Origin of the sequence: Streptomyces sp. B21-105 (assembly GCF_036898465.1) — a bacterium.
Classification (GTDB): domain Bacteria; phylum Actinomycetota; class Actinomycetes; order Streptomycetales; family Streptomycetaceae; genus Streptomyces.
The window spans coordinates 5,386,614-5,406,141 of sequence record NZ_JARUMJ010000001.1 but is presented as its reverse complement, the minus strand read 5'-3'; the positions used below and the strand labels follow the sequence as shown (position 1 = coordinate 5,406,141).

The window sequence follows — 19,528 nt, the reverse complement described above, 5'->3', positions numbered from 1 at the left end:
CCGGGCACCCCACCGCCGGTCATCCCGTGCCGCTCACGCCCCGTCCGGTGGTCCTTCCGCGTCGCGCCGGCCCTCCGGCAGGCCTCCGCTCACGGTGAAGCCGATCACCGAGCCGCCGCCCGCGCGGCGCGCGGCGAACGGCGCGCCGCCGTGGGCCAGCGCCACCTCGCGCACGATGGACAGCCCGAGGCCGGATCCGGGCCGGGAGCGCGCGTCGGCTGCGCGGTAGAAGCGGTCGAAGACGCGTGTCAGGTCGGCGTCGGCGATGCCGGGCCCGCGGTCGAGGACCTCGACGCGGACGACGCCCGGCCGGGCGGGACCGGTGACGGCGATCTCGACGGGCGCACGGCTCTCCCGGTCGAACTTGGTGGCGTTCTCCACGAGGTTCGACACCGCCCGCTGGAGCATCCCCGGCCGCCCGTAGGAGCTGGTGTCGCCGTGCGCCCGGAGCACGATCTGCCGCCCGGTGCGGCGCCGGGCGAGGGCCGCCACCTCCTCGGCGAGGTCGGCGAGGTCCAGCTTGCGCGGCGGCTCGGCGTCGGACTGGCCGGCCGCGAGGTCGACGAGCTCGTTGACCAGGTCGGTCAGCTCCCGGGCCTCCTGGCCGAGGTCCGCCACCAGCTCGTCGCGGACGTCCGGCGGCAGTTCGTCGATGCGGTGCAGCAGGGAGATGTTGGTCCGCAGCGAGGTCAGCGGCGTGCGCAGTTCGTGCCCCGCGTCCTGGACGAGCCGCCGCTGGTCCTCCTCCGACTGAGCGAGCCGGCCCAGCATGCGGTCGAACGCGCGGCCCAGTCGGCCCACCTCGTCGTGGCCGGTGACGGGCACCTGCACGCCGAGCTGCCGGGTGCGGGCGACGCTCTCGGCGGCGGTGGTGAGGATCACCAGGCGGTGGGTGATGCGCCGGGCCAGCCACCAGCCGAACAGCCCCGCGGCCGTCACGACCGCGGCCATCAGGATCAGTGTGCGCTGCTGGAGCGCCCGCAGCAGGTCCTCGGTGTCGCTGAACTCCTGCGCCACCTGGACCGCGCCCCGCCCGTCGCCGAGCGAGACGGTCGCGATGCGGTAGACGTCGCTGCCGACGTCCACGTCCTTGTGCTCGGCCATCGCCCCGGCGTCGGCGGCGCCCGCCACCGCGCGGTCGGCGGCCACCACCGGCAGCCCTGGTGTGCCGCCGTCCACGACCGTCCCGTCCGGGCCGAGCACCTGCACGTCCGTACGGGCGGGCCGCACGATGTCGTGCCCGGGCTCGGCCGAGGAGAAGTCCTCCGGCGCCATCCGCTGGTCGCGCACCTCGTCCCGCAGGTCCTGCACGACCTCGTCGAACACCGACTCCTGGTCGACCCGGACCAGCCGGGCGGCCGCCGAGTAGGACAGGACGCCGACGAGGACGGTGACGGCGGCGGTCACCGCCGCGAAGGACACCGCGAGCGTGGTGCGCAGCGACACCAGCTTGGGCCGCGGCCGGGACAGGAACGGGGGCAGCAGCCGGCGCAGCATCGGGCGCTGACGGCTCACCCGCGCGCCCCTCAGTCCTCGCGCAGCACGTAACCCACGCCGCGCACGGTGTGGATCAGCTGCGGGGCGCCGGGGTGGTCGAGCTTGCGGCGCAGGTAGCCGACGTAGACGGCGAGATTCTTGGAGCCGGGACCGAAGTCGTAGCCCCAGATGCGGTCGTAGATCGTGGAGTGGTCCAGGACTATCCCGGCGTTGCGCACCAGCAGTTCCAGCAGCTCGAACTCGGTGCGGGTGAGCTCCAGCTCCCGTCCGTCCCGCCAGGCCCGTCGTGCCTGCGGGTCCATGCGCAGCCCGGCGGCCTCCACCTGGCGCTCGGACGCCGGCGTCGGGACGTCCGGGACGGGCGCGGCGGGGACTGCGGCCGCCGCGGGCGCGGCAGGCACGGCGGGCGCGGCGGGCGCGGCAGGGTCGGGGCTGGTCCGGCGCAGCAGCGCCCGCAGCCGGGCGAAGACCTCCTCGACGTCGAACGGCTTGACGACGTAGTCGTCGGCGCCCGCGTCCAGTCCGGCGATCCGGTCGGCGGTCTCCACCAGCGCGGTCAGCATCAGGACGGGCGTCCGGTCGCCCTCGGCGCGCAGCACCCGGCAGACCTGGAGGCCGTCGATCCCGGGCATCATCACGTCGAGGACGAGCACGTCCGGCGGGTTCCGGTGGGCCTGCGCCAGCGCCTCGACCCCGTCGGCGACCGCGGTGACCCGGTAGCCCTCCAGGGACAGGGCGCGTTCCAGGGCGTTGCGGATGGCACGGTCGTCTTCGGCGAGCAGCACGGTGGGAGGCACCTGCCCAGTCTGCCCTGGCCTTCGACGGTTGGGCCGGGGGGACGGTCGTGGAGTCACCCTTCTTACTCGGCTCTCACCGTCGGGCGCTCAGGAGGTCAGCGGACTCAGCGCTCGCCGGCGGCGTGAGCGGTCCGGGCGGTCACCGGGCGGCCAGGGCCGCCAGCTGGTCGGCGAACGGCGTCACGGTGAACCCGGCCTCCTGGCCCTGGCCGGCCTTCGCCGGTTCCGGAGGCGACGCGGGCGCGGGCGCCGACAGTCCTGCCATCAGCGTGGCCAGTTCGCCCGCCGCGCGCTCGATCCGCTCCGGCAGGCCCTGCGCGCCCCAGTCCTCCGAGGCCGCGTAGACACCGGTCGGGACGACGACGGCGTGCAGGTGGGAGAAGAGCGGCCGCAGGGCGTGCTCCAGCACCAGCGAGTGGCGTGCGGAGCCGCCCGTGGCAGCGATCAGCACCGGCTTTCCGGACAGTGCATCGGGGTCGAGGACGTCGAAGAAGGACTTGAACAGTCCGCTGTAGGACGCGGAGAACACCGGGGTGACGGCGATCAGTCCGTCCGCCGCCGTCACCGCCTCCAGCGCGGCCGCGAGCCGCCGTCCGGGGAAGCCGTTGGTGAAGTGGTGGGCGATCTCGACGGCCAGCTCACGCAGCTCCACGACCTCGACCTCGGCATCGACGCCGCCCCTGACGCTGACGGACGCGTGCCGTTGCACGGCGCCGGCGAGCCGGTCGGCCAGCAGCCGGGTCGACGAGGGGACGCTCAGCCCCGCCGAGAGCACGACGAGCTTCATGCCACGACCTCCTTCTTCTCCGCCCGGCCCGCGTCGGCCTGCCCGGCCTCCTCGGCCCGCTTCTGCGCGAGCAGCGATCCGTGGGTCGGCGCGTCCGGCACGGCGGCCGGGCGGCCCACGGCGAACTCCTCGCGCAGCACCGGCACGACCTCCTCGCCGAGCAGGTCGAGCTGCTCCAGCACGGTCTTCAGCGGCAGCCCCGCGTGGTCCAGCAGGAACAGCTGACGCTGGTAGTCGCCCGCGTACTCGCGGAACTTCAGGGTCTTCTCGATGACCTGCTCGGGCGTGCCCACGGTCAGCGGGGTCTGGTCGGTGAAGTCCTCCAGGGACGGCCCGTGCCCGTAGACCGGCGCGTTGTCGAAGTACGGCCGGAACTCGCGCACCGCGTCCTGCGAGTTCTTCCGCATGAACACCTGGCCGCCGAGGCCGACGATGGCCTGCTCGGGCGTGCCGTGCCCGTAGTGCGCGTACCGGGCGCGGTAGAGCTCGACCATCCGCCGGGTGTGGTCGGCCGGCCAGAAGATGTTGTTGTGGAAGAAGCCGTCGCCGTAGAACGCGGCCTGCTCGGCGATCTCGGGCGAGCGGATGGAGCCGTGCCAGACGAACGGCGGCACGTCGTCCAGCGGGCGGGGCGTGGAGGTGAAGCCCTGCAGCGGGGTGCGGAACTTCCCCTCCCAGTCGACGACGTCCTCGCGCCACAGTCTGCGCAGCAGGGCGTAGTTCTCGATGGCGAGGTTGATGCCCTCGCGGATGTCCTGGCCGAACCAGGGATACACCGGGCCGGTGTTGCCGCGTCCCATCATCAGGTCGACGCGCCCGTCGGCGAGGTGCTGGAGCATCGCGAAGTCCTCGGCGATCTTCACCGGGTCGTTCGTGGTGATGAGGGTGGTGGAGGTGGAGAGGATCAGCTTCTCGGTCCGCGCGGCGATGTAGCCGAGCATGGTGGTCGGGGACGAGGGCACGAACGGCGGGTTGTGGTGCTCGCCGGTCGCGAAGACGTCGAGGCCGACCTCCTCCGCCTTCAGCGCGATCGCGACCATGGCCTTGATCCGTTCGCGCTCGGTCGGCGTACGGCCCGTGGGGGGGTCCGGCGTGACATCGCCGACGCTGAAGATCCCGAACTGCATGGTCGCTCACCCTCCAGGTTGTTGACGCTTCAACTATACCCGGAGAACGGCGGCCCGCCCACGGCTATTCCCCGCGGCCGGCCCACCCTCTTGGCTCACCCCTTCCAGTGCGGATCACGGCCGGTGCGTGCGAGCAGCCGTTCGAACGGCGACGCGTCCTCGGCCGCCGCCACCGCCTCGCCGAACACCCCCATCCGCCGGGCCGTCGGCTCCAGCACGGCGACCGCCCCCGCCAGCTCCGCCACCACCGCCTCGTCGGCCTCCGGGAACTCCTGGCCGGTGGCCCGCGCCAGATCCCACACGTGCACCGTCAGATCCAGCAGCGCCATCGAGCCGACCAGCCGCGCGGGCATGTCCATCGCGCCCGTCGTGCCCTCCTCGGCGCCCGGCTCGGACCAGGCCGCCACCAGCAGATCCGTCTCCGCCACCAGCCGCCCGCACCAGTCGGGCCCCGCACCCACCCGGTCGGGAGCCTCCCCGAACTCCGACGCCTCCTTGGCCGCCAGCCGCTGAAACTGGACGACCACCTGGAACAGATGGTTGACCAGGGCCTTCACGTCGTACTCCGCGCAAGGCGTGGGATCGGCCAACGCCGCGTCCGGGATGCCCCGCAGCACCGGCTCCGCCCGCTCGCGCGCCCTGTCGAGCAGCTCACCGATGCCGTACGCGCTCCCACGGTGACCGTCGGTGCCGATACCGTTGCCGCTGCCGTCGATGTCCATACCTCGACCGTAAGGACACCGGCGCCGCCCGTCTTGAAGAAACGCGACGTACGATCCGGGCATGGCCGCCCTCCGCCGCGACACCCGCGGGATCGTCGACCCGGCCGGGCTGCTGGCCCGCGTGCGGTTCCGCCGCCAACTGCCCGCCGAGCCGCTGCGCCGTCACGTCGAGACGTACTGGCTGATCGACTGGGACCTGCCCGAGCCGTACGCCTCCCACATCGTCCCGCACCCGTCCGTCAACCTCACCTTCCAGTGGGAGGAGGCCGACGGCCCGCCCTACGGTGAGCTGACCGGCGTCGCCCGCGGCCTCTACACCAGGAAGCTCACCGGCCGGGGACGGGTCTGCGGGGTGAAGTTCCGGCCCGGCGGCTTCCGCCCGTACGCCCCCGCGGAACCCGTCGCGCACTGGACCGGCCGCGTCCTGCCCGCCCGGGACGTCTTCCCCCGGGCCGGCGGCGACACCCCCCGCACCGTGACCGGCCCCGCCGACGACCTCGGCCGGGTCGCCGCCCTCGACGCCTTCCTGCTCTCCCTCGACCCCGAGCCCGACCCGCGCGCCGACCAGGCCATGCGCCTCGTCGAGCAGATCCGCGCCGACCGTGCGGTGCGCCGCGTCGCCGACCTCGCCCGCGCCGAGGGACTCTCCGTACGGGCGCTGCAACGGCTCTTCGCCGCCTACGTCGGCGTCAGCCCGAAGTGGGCCATCCTCCGGTACCGCCTCCACGAGGCCCTGGAACTCGCCGGCACCCGGCAGGGCCTCGACTGGGCCGGCCTCGCCGCCGACCTCGGCTACGCCGACCAGGCCCACCTTGCCCGCGACTTCACCAGCACCGTCGGCCTCCCCCCGGCCGCCTACGCCCACGCCGCCCGCACACCGTAGGCCCGCGCGCCCCTCCCGGACCTCGGGCCCGGCCTGCGGTCTCAAGACGTCAGCGGCAGTGCGTCCATGTACGCGTTGGACGGCTTCGGCGCCTGGGTCACGCTCAGCGCGTCCAGCGCGACCGACGCCGACGCCGTGCCCAGCGTCCCGCCCGGATGCCAGGTCCCGGTGACGTTCACCCAGGTGTCCGCCTTCGGCGCGGCGACCCCGTGGACCAGCACTTTCACCGACGACGCGTCCGCCGCACAGCAGTTGACGACGATCCGGGTCAGATACCAGCCGTTCCCGCCCGGGGCCGGCGTGACGAACCCCGTCATCACCACCGTCCGCTTCCCTACGGCCCCGGACCGGTCCTGCTGCACCCGCTGGGTGAAGTCGGTCAGCGTGATCGGCAGCGGCGAGGTCGACGGCAGCGGATCGAACCCGTCCTCCTCCACCGCCACCGCCTTGGCCGGCTCACGTGAGGCGGTGTACGAACCGAGCGCCGGCGGGGCGTAGAACAGCAGGCTCAGCACCGGCAGGAACAGCAGCCACGCCACCCGCGGCACCCGGGAGTGATCGTGCCCGTGCCCGTGTCCGTGCGCGCCCTCACCCTCGTCCCGCTCACCCTCGTCCCGCTCGCCCCCGTCCCGCTCGCCCCCGTCCCGCTCGCCCCCGTCCCGCCCGTCGCCAGGCCGCCGCAGGCCCCATGCCTCCGCCGCCGCCAGGACGCCCAGCGCCACCAGCACCACTCCCGACGCGATCAGCAGCGGCCGCATGCCCGGCTTCACCAGGTTGAGGTACAGGTCGGTGAAGAGCGCGGCGTGCAGCAGCCCCAGGCCGCTGAGCACCAGCAACGCCGCTTGCGCGAACCGCCTCACAGCAGCACACCTCCGATCACCGCGCTGCACACCACGGCGACCACCGCCGTGGCCGCCGAGAACCGCACCGCGAAGGCCCGCCCGAACGTCCCCGCCTGCAACGCGATCAGCTTCAGATCGACCATCGGCCCCACCACCATGAACGTCAGCCGCGCCACCGGCGAGAACCCGCTGAGCGACGCCGCCACGAACGCGTCGGCCTCACTGCACACCGCCAGCACGATCGCCAGCGCCGCGAGGAACAGCACCGACAGCCACGGCGAACCCGCGAACGTGTCCAGCACCGAACGCGGCACCGCCACGTTGAACGTCGCCGCCGCCATCGCCCCCACCACCAGGAAACCCCCGGCGTGCAGGAAATCATGCTGGAAACCCTGCCGGAACTCCCGGAAACGGCTGTGCCCCGGCACATGCCCCGCCTGCCCGACGGTCCGCGACCTCGGCCGCAGCCACTCCTCCCGCCCGAGCCAGAGCCACAGCCAGCCCATCGCGGCGGCCGTCACCAGCGAGGTCACCAGCCTCGCCAGCACCATCTCCGGACGGCCCGGGAACGCCACCGCCGTCGCCGTCAGCACCACCGGGTTCACCGCCGGCGCCGACAGCAGGAACGCGAACGCCGCGGCCGGCGTCACCCCGCGCCCGATCAGACTGTTCGCCACCGGCACCGACGCGCACTCACACCCCGGCAGCACCACTCCCGCCGCCCCCGCCACCGGCACCGCCAGCGCGGGCCGCTTCGGCAGCATCCGCTGGAAGACCCTCGCCGGCACGAACGCGTTGATCGCCCCCGACAACGCCGTCCCCAACAGCAGGAACGGCAGCGCCTGCACGGTCACGGCCAGACACACCGTCCGCCACGCCTGCACCGCCGGCTCGTCCAGCGACCGCCCCACGACCACCAGCAGCACACCCGGCACCACCGCCGCGCCCAGCAGCAACAGCGGCCAGTGCCGCGGCAGGCGCCGCCCCGCGAAAGCGCCCGCCGTCCCGTCGGCCGGGCCACCCGCCACCCCGCCCGCCATCCCATCCGCACCCGCTCCGGACGGCCGTATGCCCGTCTCCTGCCGCACCCGCCCTACACCCGCCCTCCACCCGGCCGACCAGCCGGGTCGCCGGCGCCCTCGTCGTCTGCCGTCCGCAGATCGTACGACGCACCCACCAGACGCCCCGCCAGGTGACGTCCCGACCAGGTGACGTCACCGGCACGGCCCCGGCCCAGACCCCCGACCGACCGCACACACCGCCCGCCTATCCTGGCCGTAGCCCAGCCGACCCCGTCCCGCCCCCGTCCGAGGAGCAGTCCATGGCCCCCGCCGCACCGTCCACCGCGTCCCGCATCGCCGTCGTCACCGGTGCGAGCGGCGGAATCGGCGCCGCGACCGCCCGGGAACTCGCCGCGGCCGGCTACCGCATCGTCCTGACCGCCCGACGCAAGGACCGCATCGAGGCGCTCGCCGAGGAGATCACCCGCTCGGGCGGCTCCGCGACGGCCTACCAACTGGACGTCACCGACCGCGCCGCCGTCGACGAGTTCGCCACCGCCTTCCGCACGATCGGCGTGCTCGTCAACAACGCCGGCGGCGCACTCGGCGCCGACCCCGTCGCCACCGGCGACCCCGCCGACTGGCGCACCATGTACGAGACGAACGTCCTCGGCACCCTGAACGTCACCCAGGCCCTCCTCCCCCAGCTCGTGGCGAGCGGCGACGGAACCGTGGTCGTGGTGTCCTCCACCGCCGGGCTCGGCACGTACGAGGGCGGCGCGGGCTATGTCGCCGCCAAGCACGGCGCGCACGTCCTCGCCGAGACCCTCCGCCTGGAGATCGTCGGGCAGCCCGTCCGGGTCATCGAGATCGCCCCCGGCATGGTGAAGACCGACGAGTTCGCCCTCACCCGCTTCGGCGGCGACCAGGACCGGGCCGCCAAGGTCTACGAGGGCGTAGCCGAACCCCTCACCGCCTCCGACGTCGCCGAGACGATCGCCTGGGCGGTGACCCGCCCCAGCCACGTCAACGTCGACCTCCTCGTCCTGCGCCCCCGTGCCCAGGCGTCCAACACCAAGGTCCACCGCGAGCTGTGAGCCCGCCGCGCCGGCACCTGCCACCGACATAAGGTCTGGTCCGTGGACCGACACATACCGTTCAAGACGCTGCACAACTTCCGTGACCTGGGCGGATATCGCACCGGAACCGGCCATCGGGTCCGCCCGGGACGCTTGTTCCGATCCGACTCCCTCGGCAAACTCACGGCCGGCAGCCCCGACTGGGACCGCTTCCTCGCCCTCGGCATCGGCACCGTGATCGACCTGCGGCATCCCTTCGAGATCGAGGCACGGGGCCGCGTCCCCCGGCACGACTCCTTCGCCTACCAGAACCTCAGCATCGAGCACCGCCCCTACAACCAGGCGGCACTGACCCCGGACCTCGACCCCGGCCCCTACCTCAGCGCCCGCTACATGGAGGTCGCCGAGGACGGCGTCAAGGAGATCGCGGCGGCACTGCGCCTGGTGGCCGAGTCGGAGGAAGGCCTGGTCTTCCACTGCGCCTCCGGCAAGGACCGCACCGGCCAGCTCGCCGCCCTGGTCCTCGCCCTCCTCGGCGTCCCGGACGAGACGATCATCGAGGACTTCAGCCTGACCGAACTGGCGACCCGGGCCCTGCTGGACGACTGGCGGGCCCGCAACGACGGCCGCTCCCCGTCCTGGCCGGCCTTCGGCCGCGCCCCCGAGGCGGCGATGCGCCTGTTCCTGGCGGCCCTGCGCGAGCGCCACGGCTCGGTCGAGGCGTACGTGACGCACGCCCTGGGCCTGAACGCGGCCGAACTGTCCACCGCGCTGCGCTCCGGCCTCCTCGAACCGCTCCCCACCACCTGGCCGGAGCCGGTCTACCGCCGGGCCGCCCCCGCCGACGCCGCTGCGCTGGTCCGCCTGCGCGACACGGCCGCCCTGTGGCAACTGGCCCGCGGCATCCGGCAATGGCTGCCGGGCGAGAAGACCGAGGCCCACTTCCTCGACCGCATGCGCGAGGGCGAGGTCTGGCTGGCGCACACCGGCGCCGCCCTCACCGGCGGCTACGAACTCTGGTGGGACGACCCGGCGGCCTGGGGCCCCCGTCCGCCCGAGGCGGGCTACATCCACCGCCTGATGACGGCCCCGCACACCGCCCCGCCCGGCGCCGGCCGCAGGCTGCTGGCCCACGCCGAGTCCCGCGTCACCGCCGCCGGCCGCCCCTACGCCCGCCTCGACTGCCTCTCCTCCAACCCCCGCCTGCGCACCTACTACGAGTCGGCGGGCTACACCGTCGTAGGCGAACAGCGAGCAAAGGACGGCGGCACAGGCAGCCCCTACGCAGTAACCCTCCTGGAAAAACGCCTCCCCTGAACCCACACGAGTGAATGTCGCCGATCACCCGATCGGCGGGCGAACTGGCGACCTGGGCTCGCGCCAGACACGTCACACACGACGACCCTCGCCCGGGCGGCATCCCAGGCGAGGGCCTGACCAGCAAGGAAGGCAGACTTCCTCATGGCTGACTGCGAGCCTAGCGCCCGACGTTTCATGGACCTGACGGTCCCGGAGTACGCGTACATGTTCGGCTTCTTGCAAGCGGAGACGCCGACTCGGCCGCCGAGGCACTGAACAGAACTGTCCAGAGCTGCGCCTTGCGCCTCTGGCGACACCGGACCGGAAAAATCCCGCTGCCGACAGGCGATCAGTGAACTGAGGGGGCCGAGCGGCACCACAGCTCGGGCCCCTCCACACGTCAGCCCTTCACGCAGATGAACTGCTTCAGCTTCGCCACGACCTGGACCAGATCACGCTGCTGGTCCATCACCTGGTCGATGTTCTTGTAGGCGCCAGGGATCTCGTCCACCACTCCGGAGTCCTTGCGGCACTCCACGCCCCGTGTCTGCATCTCCAGGTCCTTCGTCGAGAAGCGGCGCCTGGCCGCCGTCCGGCTCATGCGGCGACCCGCGCCGTGCGACGCCGAGTTGAAGGCCTTCTCGTTGCCCAGGCCCTTCACGATGTAGGTGGCGGTACCCATGGAACCGGGGATGATTCCGAGGTCGCCGGAGCCCGCCCGGATCGCACCCTTCCGGGTGACCAGGAGGTCCACCCCTTCGTAGCGTTCCTCCGCCACGTAGTTGTGATGACAGCTGACCTCCCTCTCGAAGGTCGGCTTCGCCTTCTTGAACTCCTTGCGGACCACGTCCTTCAGGAGCGCCATCATGATCGTGCGGTTGTACTTCGCGTACTGCTGCGCCCAGTAGAGGTCGTGCCGGTAGGCAGCCATCTGCGGAGTGTCCGAGACGAACACCGCGAGGTCGCGGTCGACCAAACCCTGGTTGTGCGGGAGTTTCTGGGCAACACCGATGTGGTGTTCCGCCAGTTCCTTGCCGATGTTCCGGGAACCGGAATGCAGCGTGAGCCACACGGAACCCTCGGTGTCGAGCGAGAACTCACAGTGATGATTTCCCGCTCCCAGCGTCCCCATCTGCCTGCCCGCGCGTTCGCGGCGGAACCTCACCGTCTCCGCGACGTCGTCGAAACGGCCCCAGAAGTCGTCCCAGCCGCCGGTGGCCAGGCCGTGGAACCGTCCCGGATCCACGGGGTCGTCGTGCATCCCCCGCCCCACCGGAACGGCCTGCTCGATCCTCGAGCGCAGCCGGGACAGGTCCCCCGGCAGATCGTTCGCCGTCAACGACGTCTTGACCGCCGACATCCCGCACCCGATGTCGACCCCCACCGCCGCCGGACAGACGGCCCCGCGCATGGCGATGACCGAGCCGACCGTGGCGCCCTTGCCGTAGTGGACGTCCGGCATGACCGCCAGGCCCTTGATCCAGGGCAGGGTGGCCACGTTGCGCAGCTGCTGCAGCGCGCCCTCCTCGACCGACGCCGGGTCGGTCCACATACGGATGGGCACTCTCGCGCCCGGCATTTCCACGTACGACATATGCCCTCATCCCCCCGGGACAACCAACAAAAGTCTCAAGTCGCAAAACCGGTGCCATGGTCGACGAAATCGGACTGCCAACCGGCATCCACGGTGGTGCGTGCGATACACATTGTCTGCAGGGGCCGCCCCCGCCCGGCAAGCGATTAACCAGCGGGGACGCGGGCCCGAAGACCGAACACATCCCGAACACATCCCGAAGTGACCGTCGAGAGGAGCCGTCCGTGCAGCGGAAGGCCTACGTACCCGGCGTCGTCGCGCTCCTCGCGGCGCTGCTGGCCGGCTGCACCGGCGGCTCGGACGACACCGGCTCGGACGACAACTCCAACCCGGGCGAGGCAGGCATGTCGGCGCCCGCCGCCCGGCCCGGCAAGTACGCGACGCTGCCGGAGGCATGCGGCGTGGTGAGCCGGGCCACCCTCGACTCCCTGCTTCCCGGCATCCGGCAGCTCACCGACGCGGCCCTGCGCGAGACGGCCTACGCCGGCGAGGCGACGCTGACCTACGACACGGACCGCAAGGTGGGGTGCCGTTGGAAGGTGGAGTCGGCGGACGCCACCGATCATCTCCTCGTCGATTTCGAGCGGGTCGTCTCCTATGACAACGCCGTGAGCGACGACTCGCAGGCGGAGACGCTCTTCGCGAAGAAGGTGACGGCGGCCGACCTGCCGGCGCCCGCCGCGTCCACCACGGCCGGCGCGTCCCCCTCCACGAGTGCCACGGGCGCCACGGGTTCGCCCAGCGCGGGCGCCTCGACGTCGACCTCGTCATCGTCGCCGGCCGCCGCCTCGCCGCCGGCCGCCGCCTCGTCGCCGGCCGCCGCCTCGCCGTCGGCCTCCGCCTCGGCCTCCTCGACGGTCGCGCCGGCCGATCTGCAGCCCCGGTTGCTGGACGACCTCGGCGACGAGGCGTTCGTCGACGACGCGCTCGGGAGTTCCGGTTCGACGGTCAAGCAGCGCACGGTGACTGTGGCGTTCCGCACGTCCAACGTCCTGGTGACCATCCGGTACGAGGAGCAGCCGGCAACAGTGGGCGTGACGCCGGACAGTGAGGAAATGCAGGACAAGGCCCGGAAACTGGCCGCGCAGTTGGTCGACTCACTGGCCGGCTGAGGTCGTTTCGGGGCGGTTCGTGACCCGCCCGCCAAGCTTTCGAAGCGGAACCGCACAGAGTCTTCACCGCGTACGGTGGCTCCTCGGACCCGATCCGACCGCAGGAACCACGAGCGTCATGAGTGAAGGAACCATGCAGCGACGAGCCCAGCGAGACGGCCAGTTCAACGAGCGCGAGGAGCGTGACGGGCGAGCGAGGCGCACGGGAGGGCTCAACCGCCTCCTGGCAGCCGCGGTCGCCGTCCCGGTGATGCTGATCGCCGCGGGCTGCTCCTCGGACTCCGGCTCGGACGACGGCTCGAAGGACGGCTCGAAGGACGCCGCCGCGGCCACCGGCGGCAGTGCGGGTTCCGCCGCGAGCGCCACCCCGACCGTGCAGGCCGCCGCCTACCAGAAGCTGCCGGAGGCGTGCGCGGTGGTGTCGAAGAAGACGCTGACCGAGCTGGTGCCGAAGGGGGTCACCTCCGGCAAGGAGGGGACGACCGGGGACACCGCCGACCGGGCGAGCTGTTCGTGGTCGAGCCTGGCCAACAACGGGGTCAAGGGTTCGCAGTTCCGCTGGCTGAACGTGTCGCTGCTGCGGTTCGAGTCGGACGCGACGACCGGCGACGGCGAGTCGCAGGCGAAGACGTACTACGCGAAGCAGGTGAAGGACTCCCAGGCGGTGGCGGGCGCGAAGAACGCGAAGTCGCAGCCGGTCGCGGGGGCGGGCGACGAGGCGACGCTGGTGCGTTACGACCTGAAGAAGGCCGAGGGCGCCTTCAAGCAGCAGACGGTGGTGGCGCGGGTGGAGAACGTCGTCGTCACGCTGGACTACAACGGTGCCGGTCTGGCGGGTGACAAGGTGCCCAGCGCGGACGCGCTGTCGGCGTCCGCGCAGAAGGCCGTCAAGGACGTGGTGGCGTCCGTGCGGTCGGCCAACGGCGTGGACGGCGGCGGGAGTTCGGCGGGTTCGTCGGCGGGTTCGGCCTCCCCGTCCCCGTCGAAGTCGGCGTCCGTCTCGCCGGGTCAGGGGGCCTCGCTACCGCCGTCGGCGACCCCGAAGGCGACGGCGTCCAAGGCGGCCGCGGCGGCTCCGAAGACGACCGCGTCCGCGAAGAGCTGACGGTCCAGAAAGGCGTGCACCGCACACATGTGCCACCCTGTTGCGCGCAAGAGCACGCAAGGGGAGGGGAGTACGGGTGTCCGAGCGAATACAGCTGACCCGGACGCACCGCGTTCTCATCGGCGTGGTCGTGACCGGCGCTGTGATCATCGCCGGCATCGGCTTCGCCGGTTCGTACGCGGCCGTCCGTGAGCTGGCCCTGGAGAAGGGTTTCGGGAACTTCTCGTATGTGTTCCCGATCGGCATCGACGCGGGTATCTGCGTCCTGCTGGCCCTGGATCTGCTGCTGACGTGGATCCGCATTCCGTTCCCGCTGCTGCGCCAGACGGCGTGGCTGCTGACGGCGGCGACGATCGCGTTCAACGGTGCGGCGGCCTGGCCGGACCCGCTCGGCACGGGCATGCACGCGGTGATCCCGATCCTGTTCGTGGTGTCGGTGGAGGCGGCCCGGCACGCGATCGGCCGCATCGCGGACATCACGGCGGACAAGCACATGGAGGGCGTGCGCATCACGCGCTGGCTGCTCTCTCCGGTGCCGACGTTCCTGCTGTGGCGTCGTATGAAGCTGTGGGAGCTGCGTTCCTACGACCAGGTGATCAAGCTGGAGCAGGAACGTCTCGTCTACCAGGCGCGGCTGCGTTCGCGCTTCGGCCGTGCCTGGCGGCGCAAGGCGCCGGTGGAGTCGTTGATGCCGCTGCGGCTGGCCCGTTACGGCGTTCCGCTGGCGGAGACCGCTCCGGCGGGGCTGGCGGCGGCGGGCATCGAGCCCGCCCTGCTCCCGCCGATGCCGACCCAGGCGCAGATGCAGGCACAGGGGCAGGGGCAGCTGCAGGCACAGCCGCAGCTGCCGTCACAGGCGCAGTCACCGTCACAGGTGCAGTCGCAGGCCCCGGCTCAGCTCCAGGGACCGGCGACGCCGGTGTCCCCGCAGCAGCCGCAGCACCCGCAGCAGCCACTGCCCCGGCAGGCGCGGCAGCCGTCCGGGCAACCCGGTCGGCCCGGGCTGTCGGCGGAGGAGCAGAGCCCCTGGTTCCAGGCGATGCCGCACGAGGTCACCTACCAGGGCGGTTACGACCCCACGTACGACCCCGCGGAGCAGTACGCCGACTGGTACGAGGAGCAGCGGGACGCCGAGCAGTACGCGGACCAGTACCAGGAGGAGCCCCCGGCCCAGGAGCCCTCTCCGGAGGAGACGGGTTCGTTCCCGATCCCGGTGGGTCCGGGGCGCAGCCGTGAGCTGGGCGAGGGTGGTGGGACTCCGCTCGTCGAGCCGGACGAGGAGGCGTACTACCAGGTCTTCAAGCAGTCGATAAGCATCGGCGGCTACCCGACGCCGAGTCAGTTCAGCGACGACGTGGAGGCGACGTTCGGCGCTCCGCTGCTCGACGCCGAGGCCAAGCGCATGGTGATGCGTTTCCAGAACCGTCACGCGGCGGAACTCGAAGAGGATCACATCGCGTAGCGGTGGGGACGGCGGAGGGGGCGCCCGGTGTCAGCACCGGGCGCCCCCTCCGCCGTCCGGCCGGGCCTACTCCCCGAGCAGGGCGCGTACCCGGTCCTGGCCGACGGCCAGCAGCAGGGTGGGCAGGCGGGGCCCGGTGTCCCGTCCCACCAGCAGGTGGTAGAGCAGGGCGAAGAACGTGCGCTGGGCGGTCTTGATCTCCGGCGGGAGTTCCTTGGGCGTGGCGTCGGCGGAGAAGCCGGCCTGGACCTTGGGAACGCCGTAGACGAGGTGGGTGAGGCCGTCGAGGGACCAGTTGGCGGCGAGTCCGTCGAGCAGGAGCCGCAGGGACTGCTGGGCGGCCTCGTCGAGGGACTTGAGCAGTTCGGCGTCCGGCTCCTGGCGCACGATGGTGCGCTGGTCGGCGGGGACGTGCGTGTTGATCCACGCCTCGGCCTTGTCGTACCGGGGCCGGGCCTCGTCGAGGGAGGCGAGGGGGTTGTCCGGGTCGAGTTCGCTCAGGATGCGCAGGGCCTGCTCCTGCTCGCCGGCGGTGATGTCGGCGACGGAGGCCAGGGTGCGGTAGGGCAGCGGCCGCGGGGTGCGCGGCAGCTCGGCGCCGGCGGTGCGTACCGCACGCGCGTGTGCGGCGACGTCGCCGGGCAGGGCGGAGCCTCCCCCAGAGCCGAAGGCCTGGGAGGTGCCCCCAGCGACCTTGGCGTCGAGCTTGTCCCACTCGTCGTAGAGCCGCTGGATCTCCTGGTCGAAGGCGATCTTGAAGGACTGGTTGGGGCGGCGGCGGGCGTAGAGCCAGCGCAGGAGCTGCGGTTCCATGATCTTCAGCGCGTCGCCGGGGGTGGGCACGCCGCCCCTGGACGACGACATCTTCGCCATGCCGCTGATGCCGACGAAGGCGTACATGGGCCCGATGGGCTGCTTGCCGCCGAAGATCCCGACGATCTGCCCGCCGACCTGGAACGAGGACCCGGGCGAGGAGTGGTCGACGCCGGAGGGCTCGAAGACGACGCCCTCGTAGGCCCACCGCATGGGCCAGTCGACCTTCCAGACCAGCTTGCCGCGGTTGAACTCGTTGAGCCGGACGGTCTCCGAGAAGCCGCACGCGGTGCAGGCGTAGGTCAGTTCGGTGGTGTCGTCGTCGTAGGAGGTGACGGTGGTGAGGTCCTTCTCGCAGTTGCCGCAGTAGGGCTTGTACGGGAAGTAGCCGGCGGTGCCGGAGGAGCCGTCCTCCTCGTCGGCCGCGCCGGAGCCCTCGGCGGCTTCCAGCTCGGCCTCGTCGAGCGGCTTCTGCTGCTGCTTCTTCGCCGGGGCCTTCTTGGTGCGGTACTGGTCGAGGATCGCGTCGATGTCGGCGCGGTGCCTGACCGCGTGCAGGATCTGCTCGCGGTAGACGCCCGAGGTGTACTGCTCGGTCTGGCTGATGCCGTCGAACTCGACGCCGAGTTCGGCGAGCGACGCCGTCATCGCGGCCTTGAAGTGCTCGGCCCAGTTCGGGTGGGACGAGCCCTGCGGGGCCGGGACGGAGGTCAGCGGCTTGCCGATGTGCTCGGCCCAGGAGTCGTCGACGCCCGGGACGCCCTGGGGGACCTTGCGGTAGCGGTCGTAGTCGTCCCACGAGATGAGATGGCGTACCTGGTGTCCGCGGCGGCGGATCTCGTCGGCGACGAGGTGCGGGGTCATGACCTCGCGGAGGTTGCCGAGGTGGATGGGGCCGGAGGGGGACAGTCCGGAGGCGACCACCACAGGTTTGCCGGGGGCCCGACGCTCCGACTCTTCGATGACCTCGTCCGCGAAACGGGAGACCCAGTCGGTGGTCTCGGTGCTCTGAGCCACGATCGGCACGTCCTTCTTTCTCCGGGGCAGCCGGTACGGTCGACGGCTGGAGCCCCCATTCTCCCAGCTCCGCCCGCAACCGCGAAAACCCCTTTACGAGACCGTGCCCCGCACCCCGCCACACGCCCCGGCCCACGGCTGCCTTCCGCCTCCCCGGCTCCGCGCCTGCCGCCTCCCCGCGCCCGGGAAAACCGCTTTACCCCCATGGGATACTGGCCGTGTCTATCCATCCCCACCAGGAGAACGGCACCCACTCCTATGGCCCCGGTAACGTCCCTCACCGCTTCGGTCCACCAGCGTCTCGCGACGGCCCTCACGGCAGCCCTGCCGGAGGCCGGCCCCGCCGACCCGCTGCTGCGACGAAGCGACCGGGCCGACTTCCAGGCCAACGGCATCCTTGCCCTCGCGAAGAAGGCGAAGGCCAACCCGCGGGAGCTGGCGGCGCAGGTGGTCGCGCAGGTCGTCACCGGTGACGTGATCAAGGAGATCGAGGTCTCGGGCCCCGGCTTCCTGAACGTGACGATCACCGACCGGGCGATCACCGAGAACCTGGCGGCGCGCTACGCCGACGACACCGCCCGCCTCGGCGTGCCGCACGCGGCGAAGCCGGGCACCACCGTCATCGACTACGCGCAGCCGAACGTGGCGAAGGAGATGCACGTCGGTCACCTGCGGTCGGCGGTCATCGGCGACGCGGTGGTGCAGATCCTGGAGTTCACGGGCGAGACGGTCGTGCGCCGCCACCACATCGGCGACTGGGGCACCCAGTTCGGCATGCTCATCCAGTTCCTGGACGAGCACCCGCACGAGCTGGACCACAAGGAATCCCAGGTCAGCGGCGAGGAGGCGATGTCGAACCTCGACCGCCTCTACAAGAAGGCCCGCAAGCTGTTCGACTCCGACGAGGAGTTCAAGACGCGGGCCCGTCGCCGGGTGGTCGACCTCCAGGCGGGCGACCCGCACACGCTCGCGACCTGGCAGAAGTTCGTCGACGAGTCGAAGATCTACTTCTTCTCGGTCTTCGAGAAGCTCGACATCGAGATCCGGGACCCGGACATCGTCGGCGAGTCGGGCTACAACGACATGCTGGCGGAGACCTGCCGGCTCCTGGAGGAGTCGGGGGTGGCGGTCCGCTCGGAGGGCGCGCTCTGCGTCTTCTTCGAGGACGTCAAGGGCCCGGACGGCAACCCGGTCCCGCTGATCGTGCAGAAGTCGGACGGCGGCTACGGCTACGCGGCGACGGACCTGTCGGCGATCCGCGACCGTGTCTTCGACATCAAGGCGGACACGCTGCTCTATGTCGTGGACGCCCGTCAGTCGCTGCACTTCAAGATGGTCTTCGAGACGGCGCGCAGGGCGGGCTGGCTGAACGAGGACGTCAAGGCGCACCAGTTGGCGTTCGGCACGGTGCTGGGCAAGGACGGCAAGCCGTTCAAGACCCGTGAGGGCGAGACGGTGAAGCTGGTCGACCTCCTCGACGAGGCGGTGGACCGGGCGACGGCCGTCGTCGGCGAGAAGCGCGAGAAGGTCGGGCTGACGGACGAGGAGGTCGTCGAGAACGGCCGGTACGTGGGCATCGGCGCGGTGAAGTACGCCGACCTGTCGACGTCGGCGGTCCGCGACTACAAGTTCGACCTGGACCAGATGGTGTCGCTGAACGGCGACACGTCCGTGTACCTGCAGTACGCGTACGCCCGTATCCAGTCGATCCTGCGCAAGGCGGGCGAGGCCCGACCGGCCGCCCACCCGGAGCTCGAACTGGCCCCGGCGGAGCGGGCGTTGGGCCTGCACCTGGACCAGTTCGGCGAGCTGGTGGCGGAGGTCGCGGCGGAGTACGCGCCGCACAAGCTGGCGGCGTACCTCTACCAGCTGGCCTCGCATCTGACGACGTTCTACGACCAGTGCCACGTGCTGTCGCCCGACAACGCGCCGGAGGTCGTCGAGAACCGTCTGTTCCTGGTCGACCTGACGGGCCGCACGCTCCACCTGGGCATGGCCCTGCTGGGCATCCGGACCCCCGGAAAGCTCTGAACCGTCCGGCATCCGGTACAACACCACGCCGCCACGCCGCCACAACGCCATGACGCACCCGCGGCCCGTTCTCTCCCGGAGGACGGGCCGCAGTCGTCCGCAGGAACGCATGTCCAGGCCATGCCGGAACCGACTCGGCGCACCCACGCGTCCTCCTCCGGAACGCACTGCACGGGGAACGCGGGCGCGAGGAGGAACAGTTGGGTGGCGCGGACGGCCCGTCGGTCGCTGATGCACTGATCGGCCTCGTGCTGATCGGAGGGGCCGGCGTGCTCATCCCGGCCGCCGTGGTGCTGCCGCTGATCGGCCTGGGCATCTGGCTGACATATCGCCTACGCGCCAGAAAGCCCCGCTGACCAC

Annotated in this window: 17 protein-coding genes; 8 read left to right on the top strand and 9 right to left on the bottom strand. The window is 71.7% G+C overall.

All coding sequences use genetic code 11. From position 1 onward, the window contains the following. Positions 1 to 33 precede the first annotated feature (33 nt). The 5 genes from QA802_RS24385 to QA802_RS24365 form a co-directional block, all read right to left on the bottom strand. Positions 34 to 1,497 carry a sensor histidine kinase gene (locus QA802_RS24385; RefSeq protein ID WP_334534856.1) on the bottom strand — a complete coding sequence of 488 codons (1,464 nt, stop codon included), beginning with the start codon at positions 1,495 to 1,497 and terminating at the stop codon, positions 34 to 36. A 29-nt stretch (positions 1,498 to 1,526) separates the two neighbouring features. Next, positions 1,527 to 2,294 (bottom strand): response regulator transcription factor, encoded by a 768-nt coding sequence (locus QA802_RS24380; RefSeq protein ID WP_334526512.1) that lies wholly within the window; start codon positions 2,292 to 2,294, stop codon positions 1,527 to 1,529. 139 nt (positions 2,295 to 2,433) lie between these two features. Further along, entirely contained in the window at positions 2,434 to 3,081 is a 648-nt protein-coding gene (locus QA802_RS24375; protein WP_334526510.1) for an FMN reductase, read from the bottom strand. Beyond that, the gene (locus QA802_RS24370; RefSeq protein ID WP_334526508.1) at positions 3,078 to 4,208 is read right to left on the bottom strand and encodes an LLM class flavin-dependent oxidoreductase; all 1,131 of its coding nucleotides are present in this window, start codon (positions 4,206 to 4,208) and stop codon (positions 3,078 to 3,080) included. Before QA802_RS24370 ends, QA802_RS24375 begins: the two co-directional genes overlap by 4 nt. A gap of 95 nt (positions 4,209 to 4,303) precedes the next feature. Beyond that, complete coding sequence (locus QA802_RS24365; protein ID WP_334526505.1) at positions 4,304 to 4,930, bottom strand: TIGR03086 family metal-binding protein; 627 nt, start codon at positions 4,928 to 4,930, stop codon at positions 4,304 to 4,306. Between the two features lie 61 nt (positions 4,931 to 4,991). Between QA802_RS24365 and QA802_RS24360 the strand changes: the two genes are divergently transcribed. Continuing rightward, positions 4,992 to 5,813, top strand: a complete 822-nt coding sequence (locus tag QA802_RS24360; protein WP_334526502.1) for a DUF6597 domain-containing transcriptional factor — start codon at positions 4,992 to 4,994, stop codon at positions 5,811 to 5,813. 41 nt (positions 5,814 to 5,854) lie between these two features. Here the strand turns inward: QA802_RS24360 and QA802_RS24355 are convergent, their stop codons facing one another. Both QA802_RS24355 and QA802_RS24350 read right to left on the bottom strand, forming a co-directional pair. Continuing rightward, the gene (locus tag QA802_RS24355) at positions 5,855 to 6,673 is read right to left on the bottom strand and encodes a TIGR03943 family putative permease subunit (RefSeq protein ID WP_334526500.1); all 819 of its coding nucleotides are present in this window, start codon (positions 6,671 to 6,673) and stop codon (positions 5,855 to 5,857) included. Then, complete coding sequence (locus QA802_RS24350) at positions 6,670 to 7,695, bottom strand: permease (RefSeq protein WP_334526498.1); 1,026 nt, start codon at positions 7,693 to 7,695, stop codon at positions 6,670 to 6,672. The genes QA802_RS24355 and QA802_RS24350 overlap by 4 nt, the downstream gene beginning before the upstream one ends. A gap of 281 nt (positions 7,696 to 7,976) precedes the next feature. Here QA802_RS24350 and QA802_RS24345 point away from each other — a divergent pair, with 281 nt between their 5' ends. Next, positions 7,977 to 8,753 carry an SDR family NAD(P)-dependent oxidoreductase gene (locus QA802_RS24345; protein ID WP_334526495.1) on the top strand — a complete coding sequence of 259 codons (777 nt, stop codon included), beginning with the start codon at positions 7,977 to 7,979 and terminating at the stop codon, positions 8,751 to 8,753. Between the two features lie 42 nt (positions 8,754 to 8,795). Continuing rightward, positions 8,796 to 10,052 (top strand): GNAT family N-acetyltransferase, encoded by a 1,257-nt coding sequence (locus tag QA802_RS24340; RefSeq protein WP_334526492.1) that lies wholly within the window; start codon positions 8,796 to 8,798, stop codon positions 10,050 to 10,052. A 382-nt stretch (positions 10,053 to 10,434) separates the two neighbouring features. Here the strand turns inward: QA802_RS24340 and QA802_RS24335 are convergent, their stop codons facing one another. Further along, on the bottom strand, positions 10,435 to 11,628 hold the full coding sequence (locus QA802_RS24335; protein ID WP_334526489.1) for an RtcB family protein: 1,194 nt from the start codon (positions 11,626 to 11,628) through the stop codon (positions 10,435 to 10,437). Positions 11,629 to 11,852: 224 nt separating this feature from the next. On the opposite strand from QA802_RS24335, the gene QA802_RS24330 reads away from it, so the two are divergent. The 3 genes from QA802_RS24330 to QA802_RS24320 all read left to right on the top strand — a co-directional run bounded on the left by QA802_RS24330 (position 11,853) and on the right by QA802_RS24320 (position 15,307). After that, positions 11,853 to 12,740: a DUF3558 domain-containing protein gene (locus QA802_RS24330; protein WP_334526486.1), complete on the top strand. Its 888-nt coding sequence runs from the start codon at positions 11,853 to 11,855 to the stop codon at positions 12,738 to 12,740. Positions 12,741 to 12,858: 118 nt separating this feature from the next. Further along, the gene (locus QA802_RS24325) at positions 12,859 to 13,845 is read left to right on the top strand and encodes a DUF3558 domain-containing protein (RefSeq protein ID WP_334526484.1); all 987 of its coding nucleotides are present in this window, start codon (positions 12,859 to 12,861) and stop codon (positions 13,843 to 13,845) included. A 76-nt stretch (positions 13,846 to 13,921) separates the two neighbouring features. After that, entirely contained in the window at positions 13,922 to 15,307 is a 1,386-nt protein-coding gene (locus QA802_RS24320; RefSeq protein ID WP_334526481.1) for a DUF2637 domain-containing protein, read from the top strand. Between the two features lie 66 nt (positions 15,308 to 15,373). Here QA802_RS24320 and lysS read toward each other — a convergent pair whose 3' ends face one another. Continuing rightward, positions 15,374 to 17,146 carry a lysine--tRNA ligase gene (lysS, locus tag QA802_RS24315; RefSeq protein WP_334526478.1) on the bottom strand — a complete coding sequence of 591 codons (1,773 nt, stop codon included), beginning with the start codon at positions 17,144 to 17,146 and terminating at the stop codon, positions 15,374 to 15,376. Between the two features lie 249 nt (positions 17,147 to 17,395). Here lysS and argS point away from each other — a divergent pair, with 249 nt between their 5' ends. Next, positions 17,396 to 19,168 carry an arginine--tRNA ligase gene (gene argS, locus QA802_RS24310; protein WP_334526475.1) on the top strand — a complete coding sequence of 591 codons (1,773 nt, stop codon included), beginning with the start codon at positions 17,396 to 17,398 and terminating at the stop codon, positions 19,166 to 19,168. Between the two features lie 200 nt (positions 19,169 to 19,368). Continuing rightward, entirely contained in the window at positions 19,369 to 19,524 is a 156-nt protein-coding gene (locus QA802_RS24305; RefSeq protein ID WP_334526472.1) for a hypothetical protein, read from the top strand. Positions 19,525 to 19,528 lie beyond the last annotated feature (4 nt).